Below are 17,195 nucleotides of genomic sequence, written 5' to 3' on the forward strand. Positions count from 1 at the left end.
AACTGTAGGAGTGAGCCTGCTCGCGATGAGGCCCGCAAAACCACCCCAAAACCTCCAGACACAAAAAAGCCCCACCCGGCATCACCGGACAGGGCTTTTCAATGCATCAGACAGGCTTAAGCCACATTCATCGTCTTGTGCGTATCAATCAAATGCTGCACCACACCCGGATCCGCCAGGGTCGAGATATCGCCCAACCCATCGTACTCAGCCGTAGCAATCTTGCGCAGAATCCGCCGCATGATCTTGCCCGAACGCGTCTTCGGCAGCCCCGGCGCCCACTGGATCACGTCCGGCGAAGCAATCGGGCCGATCTCTTTGCGCACCCAGTTCTTCAGTTCCAGACGCAGTTGCTCGCTCGGCTCTTCGCCATTCTTCAAGGTGACGTAGACATAAATGCCCTGCCCCTTGATGTCGTGCGGCACACCGACCACCGCCGCTTCGGCGACTTTCGGGTGGGCGACCATCGCGCTTTCGATCTCGGCGGTGCCCATGCGGTGGCCGGAGACGTTGAGCACGTCGTCGACACGCCCGGTGATCCAGTAGTAACCATCGGCGTCACGCCGCGCACCGTCACCGGTGAAGTACATGCCGCGGAAGGTCTTGAAGTAGGTGTCGACGAAGCGGTCATGGTCGCCATACAGCGTGCGCGCCTGACCCGGCCACGAATCGAGAATCACCAGATTGCCCTCGGCCTCGCCCTCGATAATGTTGCCGAGGTTGTCGACCAGCGCCGGCACCACACCGAAGAACGGACGTGCCGCCGAACCCGGCTTCAGTGCATGCGCGCCCGGCAGCGGGCTCATCATGTTGCCGCCGGTTTCGGTCTGCCACCAGGTATCGACGATCGGGCAACGCGACTTGCCGACATTCTTGTAGTACCAGTCCCAGGCTTCCGGGTTGATCGGCTCGCCCACCGAACCGAGCAGACGCAGGCTGCTGCCATCCGCGCCCTCAACGGCAGCGGTGCCGGACGCCATCATCGCGCGGATCGCGGTCGGCGCGGTGTAGAGGATGTTGACCTTGTGCTTGTCGACGATCTTCGCCACCCGGGTGATGTCCGGGTAGTTCGGCACGCCTTCGAACAGCAGCGTGGTCGCGCCATTGGCCAGCGGGCCGTAGACGATGTAGCTGTGGCCGGTGACCCAGCCGACGTCGGCGGTGCACCAGTAGATTTCGCCTGGACGGTAGTCGAACACGCGCTCGTGGGTCATCGCCGCATACAGCAGATAACCGCCGGTGGTGTGCTGCACGCCCTTCGGCTTGCCGGTCGAGCCGGAGGTATAAAGGATGAACAGCGCTTCTTCGGCGCCCATCTCTTTCGGCGCGCAGACAGTGCCCGCCACTTTCATCAGGTCTTCGTACCAGATGTCGCGATGCTGGTTCCACTTGATGTCGCCACCGGTGCGCTTACACACGATGACTTTCTGGATGCTGCTGGTTTCCGGGTTGGTCAGCGCGTCGTCGACGTTGGCCTTCAGCGAGATCTTCTTGCCGGCGCGAATGCCTTCGTCAGCGGTGATCACCACTTTCGATTTGCAGTCGATGATCCGCCCCGCCAGGGCTTCCGGCGAGAAACCACCGAACACCACCGAATGAATCGCGCCGATCCGGGTACAGGCCAGCATGGCGACCACGGCTTCGGGGATCATCGGCATATAGATAGTCACCACGTCGCCGCGGTGTACGTCCTGACCACGCAGGGCGTTGGCCAGTTTGCACACTTGTTCGTGCAGTTCGCGATAGGTGATGTTGCGGCTTTCGGAAGGATCGTCGCCTTCCCAGATGATTGCGACTTGATCGCCGCGCTCGGCCAAATGACGGTCGAGGCAGTTGTAGGAAACGTTCAGGGTGCCGTCGGCGAACCATTTGATGTCGACATGGTGATCGTCGAAGGAAGTCTGCTTCACCGTGGTGAAAGGCTTGATCCAGTCGAGGCGCTTGGCTTGCTCGCGCCAGAAACCGTCAGGGTTGACGACCGACTGCTGGTACATGGCTTTGTAGGTCGCCTCGTCAGTCAGCGTATTGGCCAGAACCTCGGGACGAACGGGATACAGAGAAGCCGCACTCATCTTTCTTACCTCGGTGGAATAGTTGTTTTTGTATGACCCCGTTGTAGCCGGGCCGGGCCCATAGAACCATTCGACGATGGTAGTAACAAGCCCCTACAAAACATGGCGATACCCAGACAGCAAGCCCGACGCACTACCCCCAAACACCCCAAACCCCTTGTAGGAGCTTGCCTGCAAGCGATCCAGACAACTCGGTTCCCCAGACAAATTGCATCGCCAGAAAACGCTCTTCCCCACCCTGACGACCGATTGTTACCAAATCTGCCAAAAGTGTTTATCAAAACCCCACCTGTTTACCCCCACCCCTCCTCCCTAAAATCCACCTCGCCGACAAGGCAAACGCGATTAACAACGTTACAGCCCCCACGAAGGCCGTTAATCCAGCTCTCAAGTAATAACTGCAAATGATGAAGTTCCACACGCAACCCTAAAAAGGTTGCGTGACCCCACTCGACCTCAAAAAGGTAAATCTGAAATGAAAGCTTTATTGGTTCTGGCCCTCAGCAGTCTGTGCGCAACCGCCATGGCAGACGAGGTCCCGACTGATGTCGCACAGCAACAACCGGTGATCGAGGAATACACTTACTCCACTCACCTGGACATCGCCAAAGTTGTATCGATGAGCGAAGTGCCGAATGTCTGCGAAGTGGTACCGGCCAAAATGGAGTACGACGACTCCAAGGGTCAGCGCCACATCCTGCGTTACAGCGTCATGGGCAACGGCTGCACCAATTGATGATTGAGACTGCACCGAATCGGACCGCTCAGCGCCTCATTTGAGGGTCGATTCCAGCCCGGCTTCGGTCGGGCTCAGTTGTGTCTGGAGTCGTCAAAAATGCTTGCAAAACACTAGATGTAGTGAAAAACCGGTTTTTTTGTTCGTTTTTTGAGCAAATCCACAATCGCGAGATTTTTGCGAAAAAAAATCTATCCCCGGCAAAGCCCTGTAAACCCGCACTCTCATCGAAAAACCAGCCTCCTCGACCGCTCCATGCGCGGATTCGCCTCAGCACAGCCGTGTTTTTTTCCCTATAATGCCGCCCTAATCGGGTCAGCAATATTCCCTTACAGGGAGCAAAAGCCATTCTGAAGCCCCGCAGCAGCGTCAACGCTGATCTGCGCCCGTCAGAGGCTCTCGGAAACCCGTACAAAATTCTGTTTTATTGCCTGCCTTGGCTGCCGCAAAAAACGATTCCTTAAGATCCAACGCGGTCTGTACGACCGTGTGAAAAACCAACCAATCAGGTTTCACACGGGGCGACAGGCCCTCACGCAGGAGACGACACGTCATGCTGAGCTGGGACGAATTCGACAAAGAAGACAGTGAAGTAGCAACCGTGAAAGGCGCCAACGCCGGCCACGCTACTGAAGCCAACATGGACCGCCTCGACAGCGCCGGCGGTGCAGCAGCGCTGGAAGCCCGCGCCGTGACCGCCGACGACTCGGCCGCCGTGGCCCGCGCCAAGGCCGCACTGGATTCCCTCGACGTCGCCGAAGGCCTCGCCGAACTCGAAGGCGCCTCCGCCCGTGTCGCCGTTGACGAAAAGCGCATGATCAACTGCCGCGCCGACCTCAACCAACTCGTACCCTTCAAGTACGACTGGGCCTGGCAGAAGTACCTGGACGGCTGCGCAAACCACTGGATGCCGCAAGAAGTCAACATGACCGCCGACATCGCCCTCTGGAAAAACCCGGAAGGCCTGACCGACGACGAGCGCCGCATCGTGATGCGCAACCTCGGCTTCTTCTCCACCGCCGACTCCCTGGTTGCCAACAACCTGGTGCTGGCTGTGTACCGCCTGATCACCAACCCGGAATGCCGCCAGTACATCCTGCGCCAGGCCTTCGAAGAGGCGATCCACACCCACGCCTACCAGTACTGCATCGAATCGCTGGCCATGGATGAAGGCGAGATCTTCAACATGTACCACGAGATCCCGTCGGTCGCCAAAAAGGCAGCCTGGGGCCTGAAATACACCCGTTCGATCTCCGATCCGAAGTTCGAAACCGGCACCCCGGACACCGACAAAGAACTGCTGCGCAACCTGATCGCCTACTACTGCGTTCTGGAAGGCATCTTCTTCTACTGCGGCTTCACCCAGATCCTCTCCATGGGCCGCCGCAACAAAATGACCGGTGTCGCCGAGCAGTTCCAATACATCCTGCGCGACGAATCCATGCACCTGAACTTCGGCATCGACGTGATCAACCAGATCAAAATCGAAAACCCACACCTGTGGGATGCCGAAATGAAAGAAGAAGCGACCCAGATGATCCTGCAGGGTACGCAGCTGGAAATCGAATACGCCCGCGACACAATGCCTCGCGGCGTACTGGGCATGAACGCGGCGATGATGGAGGACTATCTGAAGTTCATCGCTAACCGTCGTCTGTCGCAGATTGGTTTGAAGGAAGAGTACCCAGGGACGACTAACCCGTTCCCTTGGATGAGCGAGATCATGGACTTGAAGAAAGAGAAGAATTTCTTTGAGACGCGAGTTATTGAGTATCAGACTGGTGGGGCGTTGAGCTGGGATTGATAATCCATCTATAATTTTTTAATAATAAAACCCTGAATTTGCTCAGGGTTTTTTTTGCCAAAAAACCAATGACAAAATCAGATGCTCACCTATAAATATCGCGCAATAAACAAATACTCACTGGACACACTTAAACACAACAGCGTGTACTTTTCTAAATACACTGACTTTAACGACCCATTCGAACTATCCACACCATTCCCTAATCTGGCAAGAATGTATACAAGAGCATCCACTGAATTAGACCTTTTGCATAAAAACGGAATCTTTAGTTCCGAAATATATCAAGAGCTCAAAAAAACATGCGCAAGAATAATAAAAAATGGCAATCCTGAATTGGACAAAACGCACAAAGAGATTAGGGAAAGAATGTCAAGAGTTGGGATTTATAGCCTAAGTCAAGTTAATAATGAGATACTCATGTGGAGCCATTACGCAGACAACCATAAAGGATTCTGCATTGGCTACGAAAATTTACACTTAAATACCATCCCGCCCACAAAAAAACTTCCCGTAAACTATAAGACCATTTTCACAGATCTTGACGACCCAAAAATAATCATAAAGTTCTACACAGACGTATTCCACAACCTATTACATCTGCCAGAGAATGAATGGAATGCCAAGAGAGAGAAACTGGCAAAAGAACTGAAACATGAAGATGACCAGCGAGGAGGACTGTCCGTCTTAACAGACAAGTATGAAAAATGGTCATACGAACAGGAAGTAAGACTCATCGACGAGAAAAACTTCGGATTAAAACATTTCAATCCTCAATGCATAAAATCCATAACGTTCGGCCTAAGAGCAGACCAAAAAGACATTGAAGAAATTATAACAATCTGCAAAGAGAGCAAAAAGGAGCACATCACTTTCTACAAAACAGAAAAACATGATGAAAAATTCGAGTTAAATATAGTCAAATTACGCACTTGAAATCCGAACTATTTCATCCAAAGCGACCACTTTTTTGCACCATAAATCTCGCAAAATGCAACGGGAAGCACATGAACTTCCCGGCGAATCAACCCCCTACTTAGAATCAAACTATCTTCGCATAGACAAAATAAGGTTAGCAGCAACTGCCTCAAAATCTAGATCCGGAACTCCAAATCGACCATAATAACGCGCGAACTTTGCCTGCACCCCCTCAGCAAAGGGAGTGTCTAGTGTCGCAACCCTATCAAATTTTCTACCTTCTAAAAACTCACCAATTGGAACCTGCGATAAAGATTGAAAGTCGGTTATTAGATGCGGAATAAATGATGTCCCTGGAAGATACTTATATCTATCCGGCTGTCCGCCAGCCGCCTTCCTATTATCACCAACTAGCGAAACGAGCTCTTTCCTCTTAGCCCCACTGATCTCTAAATTCCCGTCGACCAAATTCTTTACCTGATTAAACTCGGAAAACTCCTCAATAGACCGGCACCTCACAAGTAAGACGATCTCAGCCTTGCCTTGTTCAAAATCACAAGCAGGATTGATAACCAGATAAAAACCACCATCCTCAGCATTTTGATAGATATCCCCCAGATTAACCCCAGGATTAATTGATGGCCAAATATAGTACTCAACCGGATGTATCTTTGTGTGAGCGTCGTACTCGGGATTAAAAAAACGCCTTATTGAAAGAGAGCTTAAAGAATTAGCCAATCGACGAGCAAGAAGATAAGCGATTTCACCATCCGCATTTAGCTCAGAGCTACTATTCCACTGCTCCTCTACATGCCCCCACAGATACTTTCTCTGCTCATCCTGAATATAACGTATCAAACTGGGCAATTTAGTCTGAAAGGTATCCACGACAACACGCATAAGCTCATCAGTCGCCCCTTTTCGAACTACTTTCACAAAGTGGCTTTCAAGGTGTACGATTTTATCAGCGTAACCGGTGTGAAAAATCACTGGAATAAACTGATTTTCTTTCAGGACGCATAGAATCCTTTCTCCGCTCAACTGCTCAGCATCAGCAGCTCTGATACCTGCATCAGCAACTCCATCTTGCAGATCCAGAACCACAAGATCAAAATTACCCGTTTTTACATATTGTTGTGCTTCTGCAAAATTATTAACGGTCTTACAGCGAACAATGTCATCACCTAAAAGACCTGGTTCCTCTAATAGCTCAACGAGAAGATCAAGTATCCCTTGATCATCATCAAAAACCAAAAAATTCCATATATTAGCCATCAGACCCTCCTTTTCAATGTAATCCTGAATGCAGCACCACCAAGAGGATTAGAATCCATCAACTCCAAGCTTCCACCATAATAATCCGTCACTATATCGCCTACAATTGAGAGTCCCAAACCCACACCATCACTTTTGGTAGTAAAATATGGTTCAAAAATCAATTCACGGATATTGGACGGTACTCCAGGACCACTATCAGCAACTATTATCTCCACCGCGCCATCACTATTTCTCTTCACTGTTACGGCCACAATGCGGTTATCACTATCAACCAGTTTCAGCCAATAAAGACTATTTTGGAAAAGGTTAACTATAATTTCCTGAAACTCAGCCGGATCAATACTTACTAGCGTTTCAGAATCGGGAGAACTGAATACCACATTTAGCCTTTGAAATTCCTCAGCGAGAATATCATGAGCATCTCTTATTAATTGTTCCAAATAGAGCTGTGCAGGTTTTCCCCTTCTGCGACCGCCGAATGGTTCAATGCGCCTAAACACGCCATCTAAGACCCCACCCTGACCTAAAATATTTGAAAAGCGTTCGACGAGCTTTGAAACAAAAGGACTGTCACCACTTTCTTCTTTTAGGCGAGCAACACTATTCAAACCTAATCTGGCATATCCAACTATCTTGGCTAAAGGATGACGCCCCTGATGAAGCAGGCCATCTATTAGCTGACCTAAAGTTGCCAACCCATGATATCGAGCGACAACGAGCTTTATCTCTTCAAGCCTCCGAACATAGTCTTTTTCAACTTTATCTACCATATCTAATGCCGTCTTGTCGTCAGGATGCTTCTGAGACAAGTGCGTTTTGATATCGTCAAAGTCGATCAAATCAAATAACCCAGGACGCCCCCCTTCTTCTTTCTTTTTTTGCGTATCATCTTTTCGCTTATACTGACGACGATACACTTCCATCCTTGAAAGAATAGCAAGCATTATCTCTCTAAGATCATAGTAAGCCTGATTCTCTCTCAAGCCTTCCCGATTGGACTGATCCTTCAACTCGGGATTTCTGTCCGCCGCAATCTGGACATATCCAAAAATCTGGTTATTGGAAATTCTAAGAGTAGGATTTTGTACACGACGAAGATCCAAGCGGAGCCAATCATTATTTGGCTCACCATAAGGCAAAACTCTAAATCCATCTCGATATATATTAACACCAGCAAAAGCATCAAGATCTTTCCGCACATTTGATATTGAGCTTTTAATCATCTGAACTATGTTACCTAGATCATCTCGATCCCAAATTCTAAGTTCGACATCCAGAGCTCCGCACGCTGGACTGCGGAAATTACTCTCATCCGACTCAATATTTGAATCCAAAAATTCCCAGCGACCGTCATCTCCTACTGGAACAATTTTACCTAATACTCGCACGGGATCCCCTCCCGCGTGAACAATATACTTCAGATCAACCAAACCAGTTTCAGAAATCGTTCCAGAAACAGTGTAGTGGGGATATTTAACAGTCTGTGGAGGTTCTATACTTTTTGAGAATTTTTGAAAAGGCGCTGGTGCCGAGATTTTTATATCAAACCCATCAACTTTTGAGAAGGGAGAAACGAGTCGCGACAAACCTCTCTGCAACGCAACAAAGCTCATCTCTTCCCATGAATTTCTTAATCCAGCCATCTTCAAAATAGTGCCATGTGTTCCAGTCGCACTCTCGAAAAAGCCCTTCGAAACATCATTATTATTTGAGGATATCTCTATAGCGTCGCGCTGGAGCGTCCTGATTTTGATCTCATCTAGATATCGCTCTTCGTCGTCAAACTGAGTCCAGTCAAAAAATGCATACGACTCCAATGGACTCCCTTGCTGACGACTAACCAACTCTAACGAAATAGCTAACCTTGATGCTGCAAATCTTCCTACGCCTTTCTCACCTAATACCCTTCGACTACCATCCAAGCTTTTTTTATTTTGTTTTTTTGTAGGTGTCGCGGGCTCCATCCAAGCTCCGCGAATTACATCCACCCCCATACCCGAGCCATTATCAATTACTTTAATACAACCGACACCGGCACGCAGATCATCATCAAACTTAATGAGAACGTTACGTGCACCAGCATCATATGCATTCTTTACTAACTCAATAATTGCAACAGTATCACTACTAATGAGCTCCTCGCCCAATGTCTTCATTATTCTTGCCCGAGGCCGAAATGCTGAAGGCCTGTTCTCGTCATTATCTTCCATAGATCCCCCGGACAGACTTAGTAGTTTTTTATCTAAGCGGCCTTTATAGTTTTCCGGCCTGAAGCAACAAAAAGAGACTTCACGATCTCCTCCATTACTGGAGAGCAAACCGCGTTACCCATCAACTTTACCTTATCACGCCTAGTCACATCCGGAAAAGTATAGCTATCCGGAAATCCCATGGCTCGCCGTAGTTCCTCGGGCTGCAGCATCCTCATCATATGCCCTTCAGCTGTAGGCATAACAAAGGCGAACCTGTCTACTGTTGTGACAGTGCGCAATGGATCATCCATCCGCTGCCATCCACCAGAACCATCGGTTCCATAATAAACAATAAGAAATGCTTTATCGCTACCCAATTCAGCTATAGCTCTTTCCGCCCGCGCCAACGTATCTTTTGCTCGGCGAGGTATACGCAGCGGGGTCATTTTGTATTTCCCGCTACAATCCAAAATATCCCAAACATTCTTGTACGTTGTATTAGACGGCATTACGACTTCAGGAAATTCCTGACGATCAGCAATCATGAACAATCTACGTCGGCGCTGAGCTACACCAAACTTTGACGCGTCAATAACTTGCTCTCGGACGTTGTATTTAAGTAGTTTCAACTCCGCCATCAACTCATCGTAACGGGACCATGGCTTCATATGAATAACATTCTCAAGAGTTATCCAACGTGGCTTCATAGCCTTAGCATAGCGAATTACTTGGAAAGCGGTGTCCTTACTATCGTCAGAGCGGGGCTTCGCACCCCGTGCGCAGGTGTGATGCGTACACTCAGGTGACGAGATAAGAAGATCGATAGGCCCTGTTTCTTTTAAGATTTTTTTAGGGCTCAGCTTCCGAAGATCCCCTTGATAAACATGCGCCCCAGGGAAATTGAGCTTAAACGATTGGACTGCAGGCCCCCAAAGATCTACTCCTCCGACAATCGTCGCGCCTCCCTCCCGAGCCCCCAAACTACTACCTCCGGCCCCGCAGAACATGTCAAACGCGCGAATCTGATCCATTTCAAAGCCTTTAAATTAATCTTCTAGCCAGGTTACCAGGTTCCCGGCACCATTCAACACTGATGGCACTAGGACACCACCATGACAGACAACCTGGTTTACTCTGTTGACGAGCTGTCAAGCTCAGATTTGATGATTGACGCCCGCTACGCCGGTAGCCGCAATGGCAATTCCAGCGACGATCCGCTGACGAAGCTACTGAACCTTAGCAATCAAGGTGGCTTCAGGATCCGAGGAAAACGAAATGACCCACGCCTCATAGCCCTGTTATCGAGCATGGAGGATCGTGATTGGCCCGACGAATTGGACCTCTCTACAGGTGTGTTCACCTACTACGGCGATAACAAGAAGCCCGGGCGTAAATTGGACGAAACCCATCGCTATGGCAACAATCTTTTAGAGCTAATTTTCGAGCGACAACACTCAGGCAACAGGGCAGATATCCCACCCATTTTCGTTTTCACCAAAGCAGGGATCTATCGAGATGTGATTTTCAGGGGGCTTGCCGTCCCGGGTCGAATCGGAAGCACTCACAACGATGATTTGGTAGCTGTGTGGCATGCCAGCAAAGGTCAGCGCTTTCAGAACTACAGAGCGACTTTCACAATTCTCGATTTGTCAGAAATTTCACGGGATTGGCTGACGGACATCATCAATGGCACGCGAGCAAGCGATAGCGAACACGCACCGCTTGAGTGGATGAAATGGGTTCGCTCCGGGCAATACACTCCTCTGATTGCAAAACGATCTCAGCCTATCCGCTCAAAAAAGGAACAGCTGCCATCTTCGAAAGAAGACATGAAAATGCTTTCGATCCTACACAAGCATTTCGAGTCAGATCCGTATGCATTTGAGGCATGCGCAGCACATCTGGTGAGGGTGTGCTTGCAAGACACCGTTGAACTCGATCTAACGAGGCGGTATCGCGATGGAGGTCGAGACGGTACGGGAAAACTCAGAATTGGAAGGCCGGAAACGTCTGTTTTAGTAGATTTTGCAATTGAAGCTAAATGCTACGGGATTGCTAACTCGGTAGGCGTTCGTGAAGTATCCAGGCTGATCTCCCGCCTACGGCATCGACAATTCGGTGTGATCATCACCACCTCCTGGCTTCATGACCAAGCCTATAAGGAGATCGTCGAAGATGGTCATCCTGTGATGATCCTTGCAGGAAGAGACATTGTTGAGCTTCTTCGCGAAACTGGACTTCAGGACAGCAACGCAGTGATGACGTGGCTGAACATGAGCTTCCCTTTGACTGAGGTGTAAATGAGTGCAGACGTAGTTTCCCCCGAGCATCGCTCCAGGATCATGTCCAAGATTCGGGGAAAGAATACAAAACCAGAAATGGTCGTGCGTTCACTATGTCACCAGATGGGACTTCGATTCCGCTTGCACAGAAAAGACCTGCCGGGAACACCAGATCTGGTGTTCCCGAAATATCGATTATGCATGTTCGTTCACGGCTGTTTTTGGCACCGACATCCCGAGTGTAAATATGCATACATGCCAACAAGCAGGGTCGATTTTTGGCTAACCAAATTTACGAAAAATGTTGAAAGGGATCTCAATGCCCAACAGGCTCTGATCAATCTGGGATGGCGGGTGGTAACGGTCTGGGAGTGCCACACAAAAAACAGAGATCTCCTACGCACTGAAATCCAAAAGGTGTTCAACGTTGAAGCCTAAGGACTACACAACTTTTCACCTCAAAAGAGTTGGCGTTTTTGAAGGCTTGACCATGTAGCGCTGAGCCCCTAGGCTCACAACTCGGCGCCTAAGAAACGCCTCAACCAGAGCGGTTTTCCGCACCCGACAGTCATGCGGCTTTTTTTCGTCTGCGGTTTCTCTACGCCTGCGAAAAGTCCCGTTATGTCGGGAGTGGGCGAATACAAGACCCGAAAGGGGAATATGTCCGGCCCGTCTCTGGTGGGTTTCTTAGCTCCCGACACCCTAACGAATGCCCTAAGAAAGCAGCCAGAGGTAAATGGAAATGCCTGACTATCAAACCTTCATGATGAAGGTGAATCGCTGTACTCGCCGTTCGAATCCCGTGCTTCCAGGTCTGGAGGCATGCCATGTCTGAACCACTTCTCCCGACTCGTTTCACTCGTAACAAAACCCATCTACACGCTCTGCTGGTTGAGAACCAGGCGTGGTTCTGCGTCCATGAACTGGGCCGGTTGATGGGCAAACATCTTGATGAGCGCCAGTTGCGCAAACTCGACGCTGATCAGCGACAGATGATGTGCGTGGAAACCTATGGCGTAGCTGAAGACCACATGATGGTGAGTGAGTCCGGTGTGTATGCACTGCTGATCTATCACTACTGTCCTGAGTATCGGCAGCTTCGTGAGTGGCTGACGCATCAGGTTGTGCCTGCTCTGCGTGATGCACGTCCGGCGCGTTCGGTTGAGCGTCCGACGTTGAGTGTCTTGAGTTGGCCGCAGATGTCGCTGAGCACGCTGCACTGGCAGGATGAGCCGTGGATCCGGTTGCGGGATATGCCTTGTTTGCTGGCGGAGGATCCGTTCAATCGACAAGAATCCTGGTGGCGTAGGGCCTCGCGATTGTTGCGTGGTTGCTGATGGTTTGAAGATCCGCTGTTTGAGGTTCAAGCAGCGGATTTTTTTTGGCTCAAAATGCTTGGGGCTGCTTCGCTGCCCAGCGGGAGCAAGCTCCCTCGCCACAGGGGTGATGTGCTGCCCGCAGTGGCGGGGTGAGGATTGAAATCTGGCTGATGCCTGGAATCGCCAGCAGGCTGCCCCCCACAGATTCCGCATCATCCTGAAAACAATCAGTGCAACCCGCCGCGCCTCCCGCTATTAATACCCCTCCCCCACTCAAGGATCCGAGCCCTGCCATGAAATTCGATCTCGCCTACTGCCTCAGCCTCGACGACAAGTTGTCGATCTATGACGTTCGCGATCTCAATTTTGATGAGACGGTGGCGTTCGATTCGGCCAAGGAGCATTTCCAGTGCCCCAACGATGCCTGTCGTTCAGCGTTCGATGCGTCGAACGAGTTGGGCACGTTCAACGCCAAGAACGTGAATTACGTGCGCACGCCGCACTTCAAGAACTTGACCGGTACGCAGCATGTGGCGGGTTGTCCGTATGTGAGTTTGAAGGCGTCGGCGTCCGGGGTTGAGACGGCGGATGGCGAAGTGGATGACGGGCGGGAGGAGCATTTTCCGTCGGAGTTGTTGCTGACGCGGCGTGAGTATGTGCGCAAGCCAGCTGCGCCTGCGGGGGCGGCGGAGGTGTTGCGGGATGATCCGGTGCGGGTGGCGCAGGTGAGTTCCAGGGAGTCGCCGGGGCGTGAGACGGCGCCGGACAAGACCAGTGTGTTTGCGCATCCGGTGGAGTGTTTTGTGTCGAACTTCGCCGACAAGGAGTTGCTTAAGCGCATGCCGTTGAAGATCGGCGAGCACACGGCGCCTTATGGCTCGTTCTTCAAGAAGATCGAGTATCTGACGGACAACAAGGGGCTGATCTACTGGGGCAAGATCAAGGAGATCAAGGATTACACCCAGAGTTTTCGCATCGATTTCGAGCAGAAGGTCTGGTTCAAGCAGGCGGATGAGGCGAAGAAGAAGCCGTATTCGGTGAACGTGTACTTGAGCAAGAAGTTGATCGACAACTACCGTAAGCGCAAGGCGTTTCTGGAAGAGATCAAGCATGCGATCGACAGTGACAAGGAGTTGTTCTGTTTCTTCTATGGCGTGACGCCGGAGTTGAAGCAGGTGCCGAGCAAGAAAAACCCCGAACAGACGTTCGGGGTGTTTAGTGCCAACATCGAGAACCTGGATCACTTTATTGTGCGGGAGGCGCCGGGGTTGGTGTGATGCTCGGGGTCAGCCCTGGGGCAGTTGCAGTTTGGCTGCACCGGGATGCTGTTTGACCACTGAGTACGGCAGGATCGTCCATTCGGGCTCATCGCAACCGCGTTGTACACGAGGGAAATACGGCCCGAGATAAATGCCCTTCGCGGTGAAGTACCAATCGGAAACGACCCAGACATTTTCATCGGTGTAGTCGCAACTGTCCTCGTCACCTACAGCCGGCTTCTTCATTTCGTTGGGATACAGCGAGGTGAATTGCTTTATCAACCATTGCACAAACACGTCACTCTGGCTGCCTTTGCTATCTCCGGTCGAAGAGCCTTCGCGTCCGACTCCAAGCACGTCTTCCAGCTTTATTGCTTCGCCAGTATGAGCATTGAGGTTGATCGGTGAGTTGCCGACATCAGGGTGCGCGCCGCCGCAGTCGTAACCGGTGTTGATATTCAAGCTGACCACGTCGGGCGACAAGAACGTGGGCGCGACGCTCTGCCATTGCTCGGCGTTTTCTCCACCTTGCAGCATGCAGGCGTGATAACTAATGACTTCAGTCCAGAGCCGTCCGAGCAAGTGGTTGTTGATCCGCTGCTGCTCTTCCTTCGTATAGCCAGACTCGACACTGAACAGCGAAATCTTCGACTCAGGCTCCGTCCACCATTGCAGGTCGTAGCCCATGAAGTTTTCTTTCTTCTCCGGTTTGAGTTTGAGTCCCTGTAAGCGCAAATACTCGTAGGGATCGCTCTTCGGCAAAGTGGCAATAAAGGGCAGCGTAGTTGCGCTCGGCGCAGGAAGTTTGGCTTCGGTCAGTTGCACCGGCAGCTTCTTGCCCTTGGGGTTTTGCCATTCGCCCTGCCAGCCATTGGCGGTGGATTTCAGCTTCAAGGTGGGCAACGGTTTGTCGTCGCCATAGCGGTTGTTGCCTTCGACGAGGTTCAACGTGCTGTCTTGGAGCGAGCCACTGAGCTCCAGGTCGCGGTGATACTTCTCATAGAAGTAGCGGCCGGTAACTTCGTCCTGCTGCGTGGTGTTGAGCTCCACCACAATCGGCATCTTGCCCAGCGTACCGGTGAACACGCGCCGGCCATCTTCGGCATGGGCGGTGGAAATCAGTGTAAACAGCGCCGCAGCGTATGGCGCCAGGCGCAGCAGTCCCTTGAGCATGGATCGATCCCTGAATGAATGAGGCTGCGAAGTATGCAGAGGATGCGCGCAGGAATCGAGGCTCTACTTGAGCAGCATGCCCAGCATCACGATGATCAGCAGTGCGATGTATACCCACGCATGCAGCCGATCCGGTATCCGTCCGATCCACGGCGTGGCCAAGCGAATCCCGACCAAGGACCCCAGCGTCAGCACCGCAAACGCCAGCAAATCCACATACCCGACAAACCACGCGCCCAGATCCGTCTCGCTGAAACCGGCCAGTGCCATGTAGGTCAGCGTCCCGGCCACCGCCACCGGCACGCTCAGCGGATTGGCCATGGACGTGGCCTGGGACATGCTCAGTCCGCAGCGGCGCAGGAGCGGCACGGTCATGACGCTTCCTCCTACGCCGAGGAACGTGGCGATGGCGCCGATGCCTACACCGCCGGCGGATATTTCCTTGCGATCCAATCGGCGTGGAATGACACCTTCGCTGCGGGTGAGGAAGCCGCGTCTGAGCAGGCAGTCGATGATGGTCACGCCGAGGTAGGCGATGAAGGCGTAGCGGATGACCTCGCCGCTGACCCACACCGCGGCGATCGCGCCGATGATCGCGCCCAGGGCGATGAAGCCGCCGAGGGGCCACAGGTAATGGCGGATCAGGTTGCCGGCGCGGCGGTGTTTGTCGGTGGCGATCAGGGCGTTGACGATCATCACGCAGGTCGAGGTGGCGACGGCGATGTGCATGGCCGATTGGCTGATGGGGTCGTCGGCGCCGTGGCTGGCGGTGAGCATGCGGTAGAGCAGCGGCACGACGACGAAGCCGCCGCCGAAGCCGAAGAGCACGGCGGTGATCCCGGTCAGGCAGCCGAACAGGGTTAGCAGGAGATAGAACATGGCGCGTCTTCCGGTGATGGGGAGCGGTCGACGATAGTGCGGGTCGGCTTGGCCTGCTTCAGCAACTCAGCCAATAATGTTTGCGTTTACGCCAACTACCGGGAAACGCTCGATGCGCAATGTTTCGATCAATTTGCTGGATGACACGCCGCGCCCGGTGGTGGCGATCGGTACGGATTATTCCCACGGTCATCTGTTGCCGTTTCATACGCATCGACGGGCGCAATTGCTGTACGGCGCGACCGGGGTGATGCAGGTTCGCACCCATGACGGCAATTGGGTGGTGCCGCCGCAACGGGCAGTGTGGATTCCGCCGGGAGTGGCGCATGAGGTGCTGATGCTCGGCGTGAGTACGCGCAGTTTGTACATCGAGCCGGGGGCGGTGGACTTGGGTGGGCGCTGCCAGGTGATCAGCGTTTCGCCGTTGATGCGGCACTTGTTGATGGAAGCGGTGGAAGTGCCACTGACTTATGACCTCGAAGGACGCGACGGCGTATTGATCGACCTGCTGCTGCATGAACTGGCGCGCAGTGCGCCCCTGCCCTTGCACATTCCGCTGCCGACTGACGGAAAGCTCCTGGCTTTGTGTCAGACCTTTCTGCATCAACCCAACGCTCATCAGTCGCCGCAACACTGGGCCGAGCAGTTGCACATAAGCTTGCGCACCTTCAACAGACTGTTTCGGCAGCAGACCGGGTTGAGCTTCAGCCAATGGCGGCAACAGGCCTGCGTCGTGCTGGCGCTGGCACGGCTGGCGGCCGGTGAATCGGTGACGCGGATCGCCCTGGACTTCGGTTATGAGAGCCCGGCAGCGTTCTCGACGATGTTCCGGCGCATCCTCGGACAGGCACCGTCCGTCTGGTTGGAGGCGGCGAACTAGGGCAAATCAAAAAATGCGTTTGATCCCGGCCGAAAACAACTGTACAAAAACACAGTACATTTTCAATCAGCACTCTTGAGCCCGGAGCACACCATGGCCTCTCTTGCGATGAACCACATCCTTGAACGCATTGCCCTTTTCCAGTTCACCCCGACGCACTGCGTCCAGGCCCGAGCGATGCTGGGCTGGAGCGTGGAACAACTGTCGCGCGAGGCGGAGGTTGCGGTGGATGATATCCAGCGGTTTGAAGCGCAGCAGGACGTGGCGGATGCGACGCGGCTGGCGTTGGCTTATCGGTTTGAGGCACAGGGGTTGGTGTTCTTTCCCGGGTTTGCGCCGGGTCGCAAATTGAATCCCCAGGCCATGCAACAGAACGTTGCAGAGCGTGGGGATTTTGCTTAGG

The 17,195-nt window shown here is 52.4% G+C and carries 15 protein-coding genes; 9 read left to right on the plus strand and 6 right to left on the minus strand.

Going from position 1 to position 17,195, the window contains the following annotated elements:
• Positions 1–116 precede the first annotated feature (116 nt).
• Positions 117–2,072, minus strand: coding sequence for an acetate--CoA ligase (gene acs / locus KCG87_RS21225; RefSeq protein ID WP_007963105.1), 1,956 nt, complete (start codon positions 2,070–2,072; stop codon positions 117–119).
• A gap of 475 nt (positions 2,073–2,547) precedes the next feature.
• Here acs and KCG87_RS21230 point away from each other — a divergent pair, with 475 nt between their 5' ends.
• The 3 genes from KCG87_RS21230 to KCG87_RS21240 all read left to right on the plus strand — a co-directional run bounded on the left by KCG87_RS21230 (position 2,548) and on the right by KCG87_RS21240 (position 5,548).
• A complete protein-coding gene (locus KCG87_RS21230) occupies positions 2,548–2,808 on the plus strand; it encodes a DUF2790 domain-containing protein (RefSeq protein WP_027612631.1) in 261 nt (86 codons plus the stop codon).
• Between the two features lie 553 nt (positions 2,809–3,361).
• Positions 3,362–4,612: a ribonucleotide-diphosphate reductase subunit beta gene (locus tag KCG87_RS21235; RefSeq protein WP_003227292.1), complete on the plus strand. Its 1,251-nt coding sequence runs from the start codon at positions 3,362–3,364 to the stop codon at positions 4,610–4,612.
• An 81-nt stretch (positions 4,613–4,693) separates the two neighbouring features.
• Positions 4,694–5,548: a DUF2971 domain-containing protein gene (locus tag KCG87_RS21240; protein ID WP_210558866.1), complete on the plus strand. Its 855-nt coding sequence runs from the start codon at positions 4,694–4,696 to the stop codon at positions 5,546–5,548.
• Positions 5,549–5,659: 111 nt separating this feature from the next.
• Here the strand turns inward: KCG87_RS21240 and KCG87_RS21245 are convergent, their stop codons facing one another.
• The 3 genes from KCG87_RS21245 to KCG87_RS21255 form a co-directional block, all read right to left on the minus strand.
• The gene (locus tag KCG87_RS21245) at positions 5,660–6,805 is read right to left on the minus strand and encodes a hypothetical protein (RefSeq protein WP_210558865.1); all 1,146 of its coding nucleotides are present in this window, start codon (positions 6,803–6,805) and stop codon (positions 5,660–5,662) included.
• Complete coding sequence (locus tag KCG87_RS21250) at positions 6,805–8,964, minus strand: ATP-binding protein (protein ID WP_210558864.1); 2,160 nt, start codon at positions 8,962–8,964, stop codon at positions 6,805–6,807. The genes KCG87_RS21245 and KCG87_RS21250 overlap by 1 nt, the downstream gene beginning before the upstream one ends.
• Before the next feature lie 86 nt (positions 8,965–9,050).
• Complete coding sequence (locus KCG87_RS21255) at positions 9,051–10,031, minus strand: DNA cytosine methyltransferase (protein ID WP_210558863.1); 981 nt, start codon at positions 10,029–10,031, stop codon at positions 9,051–9,053.
• An 81-nt stretch (positions 10,032–10,112) separates the two neighbouring features.
• Between KCG87_RS21255 and KCG87_RS21260 the strand changes: the two genes are divergently transcribed.
• The 4 genes from KCG87_RS21260 (at position 10,113) to KCG87_RS21275 (ending at position 13,878) form a co-directional block, all read left to right on the plus strand.
• Positions 10,113–11,300 (plus strand): restriction endonuclease, encoded by a 1,188-nt coding sequence (locus KCG87_RS21260; RefSeq protein WP_210558862.1) that lies wholly within the window; start codon positions 10,113–10,115, stop codon positions 11,298–11,300.
• Positions 11,301–11,720: a very short patch repair endonuclease gene (locus tag KCG87_RS21265; protein ID WP_210558861.1), complete on the plus strand. Its 420-nt coding sequence runs from the start codon at positions 11,301–11,303 to the stop codon at positions 11,718–11,720. It abuts the gene before it with no gap.
• Between the two features lie 389 nt (positions 11,721–12,109).
• On the plus strand, positions 12,110–12,619 hold the full coding sequence (locus tag KCG87_RS21270) for a Bro-N domain-containing protein (protein WP_210558860.1): 510 nt from the start codon (positions 12,110–12,112) through the stop codon (positions 12,617–12,619).
• A gap of 275 nt (positions 12,620–12,894) precedes the next feature.
• The gene (locus tag KCG87_RS21275; protein ID WP_210558859.1) at positions 12,895–13,878 is read left to right on the plus strand and encodes a hypothetical protein; all 984 of its coding nucleotides are present in this window, start codon (positions 12,895–12,897) and stop codon (positions 13,876–13,878) included.
• A 9-nt stretch (positions 13,879–13,887) separates the two neighbouring features.
• Here KCG87_RS21275 and KCG87_RS21280 read toward each other — a convergent pair whose 3' ends face one another.
• A complete protein-coding gene (locus KCG87_RS21280; RefSeq protein ID WP_210558858.1) occupies positions 13,888–15,033 on the minus strand; it encodes a hypothetical protein in 1,146 nt (381 codons plus the stop codon).
• Between the two features lie 63 nt (positions 15,034–15,096).
• On the minus strand, positions 15,097–15,912 hold the full coding sequence (locus KCG87_RS21285; RefSeq protein WP_210558857.1) for a sulfite exporter TauE/SafE family protein: 816 nt from the start codon (positions 15,910–15,912) through the stop codon (positions 15,097–15,099).
• Positions 15,913–16,024: 112 nt separating this feature from the next.
• On the opposite strand from KCG87_RS21285, the gene KCG87_RS21290 reads away from it, so the two are divergent.
• Both KCG87_RS21290 and KCG87_RS21295 read left to right on the plus strand, forming a co-directional pair.
• A complete protein-coding gene (locus KCG87_RS21290) occupies positions 16,025–16,792 on the plus strand; it encodes a helix-turn-helix transcriptional regulator (protein WP_210558856.1) in 768 nt (255 codons plus the stop codon).
• Between the two features lie 93 nt (positions 16,793–16,885).
• On the plus strand, positions 16,886–17,194 hold the full coding sequence (locus KCG87_RS21295; RefSeq protein ID WP_027612618.1) for a hypothetical protein: 309 nt from the start codon (positions 16,886–16,888) through the stop codon (positions 17,192–17,194).
• The last annotated feature ends 1 nt before the right edge of the window (position 17,195 follow it).

It is taken from the genome of Pseudomonas sp. MWU347 (assembly GCF_017947305.1).
In the GTDB taxonomy this organism is placed as follows: Bacteria; Pseudomonadota; Gammaproteobacteria; order Pseudomonadales; family Pseudomonadaceae; genus Aquipseudomonas; species Aquipseudomonas putida_A.

Coding starts and splice junctions, on each gene's coding strand:
- KCG87_RS21275 (WP_210558859.1), top strand. CDS start 12,895: ATGAAATTCGATCTCGCCTACTGCCTCAGCCTCGACGACAAGTTGTCG.
- KCG87_RS21255 (WP_210558863.1), bottom strand. CDS start 10,031: ATGGATCAGATTCGCGCGTTTGACATGTTCTGCGGGGCCGGAGGTAGT.
- KCG87_RS21265 (WP_210558861.1), top strand. CDS start 11,301: ATGAGTGCAGACGTAGTTTCCCCCGAGCATCGCTCCAGGATCATGTCC.
- KCG87_RS21240 (WP_210558866.1), top strand. CDS start 4,694: ATGCTCACCTATAAATATCGCGCAATAAACAAATACTCACTGGACACA.
- KCG87_RS21285 (WP_210558857.1), bottom strand. CDS start 15,912: ATGTTCTATCTCCTGCTAACCCTGTTCGGCTGCCTGACCGGGATCACC.
- acs (WP_007963105.1), bottom strand. CDS start 2,072: ATGAGTGCGGCTTCTCTGTATCCCGTTCGTCCCGAGGTTCTGGCCAAT.
- KCG87_RS21270 (WP_210558860.1), top strand. CDS start 12,110: ATGTCTGAACCACTTCTCCCGACTCGTTTCACTCGTAACAAAACCCAT.
- KCG87_RS21290 (WP_210558856.1), top strand. CDS start 16,025: ATGCGCAATGTTTCGATCAATTTGCTGGATGACACGCCGCGCCCGGTG.
- KCG87_RS21260 (WP_210558862.1), top strand. CDS start 10,113: ATGACAGACAACCTGGTTTACTCTGTTGACGAGCTGTCAAGCTCAGAT.
- KCG87_RS21230 (WP_027612631.1), top strand. CDS start 2,548: ATGAAAGCTTTATTGGTTCTGGCCCTCAGCAGTCTGTGCGCAACCGCC.
- KCG87_RS21250 (WP_210558864.1), bottom strand. CDS start 8,964: ATGAAGACATTGGGCGAGGAGCTCATTAGTAGTGATACTGTTGCAATT.
- KCG87_RS21235 (WP_003227292.1), top strand. CDS start 3,362: ATGCTGAGCTGGGACGAATTCGACAAAGAAGACAGTGAAGTAGCAACC.
- KCG87_RS21245 (WP_210558865.1), bottom strand. CDS start 6,805: ATGGCTAATATATGGAATTTTTTGGTTTTTGATGATGATCAAGGGATA.
- KCG87_RS21295 (WP_027612618.1), top strand. CDS start 16,886: ATGGCCTCTCTTGCGATGAACCACATCCTTGAACGCATTGCCCTTTTC.
- KCG87_RS21280 (WP_210558858.1), bottom strand. CDS start 15,033: ATGCTCAAGGGACTGCTGCGCCTGGCGCCATACGCTGCGGCGCTGTTT.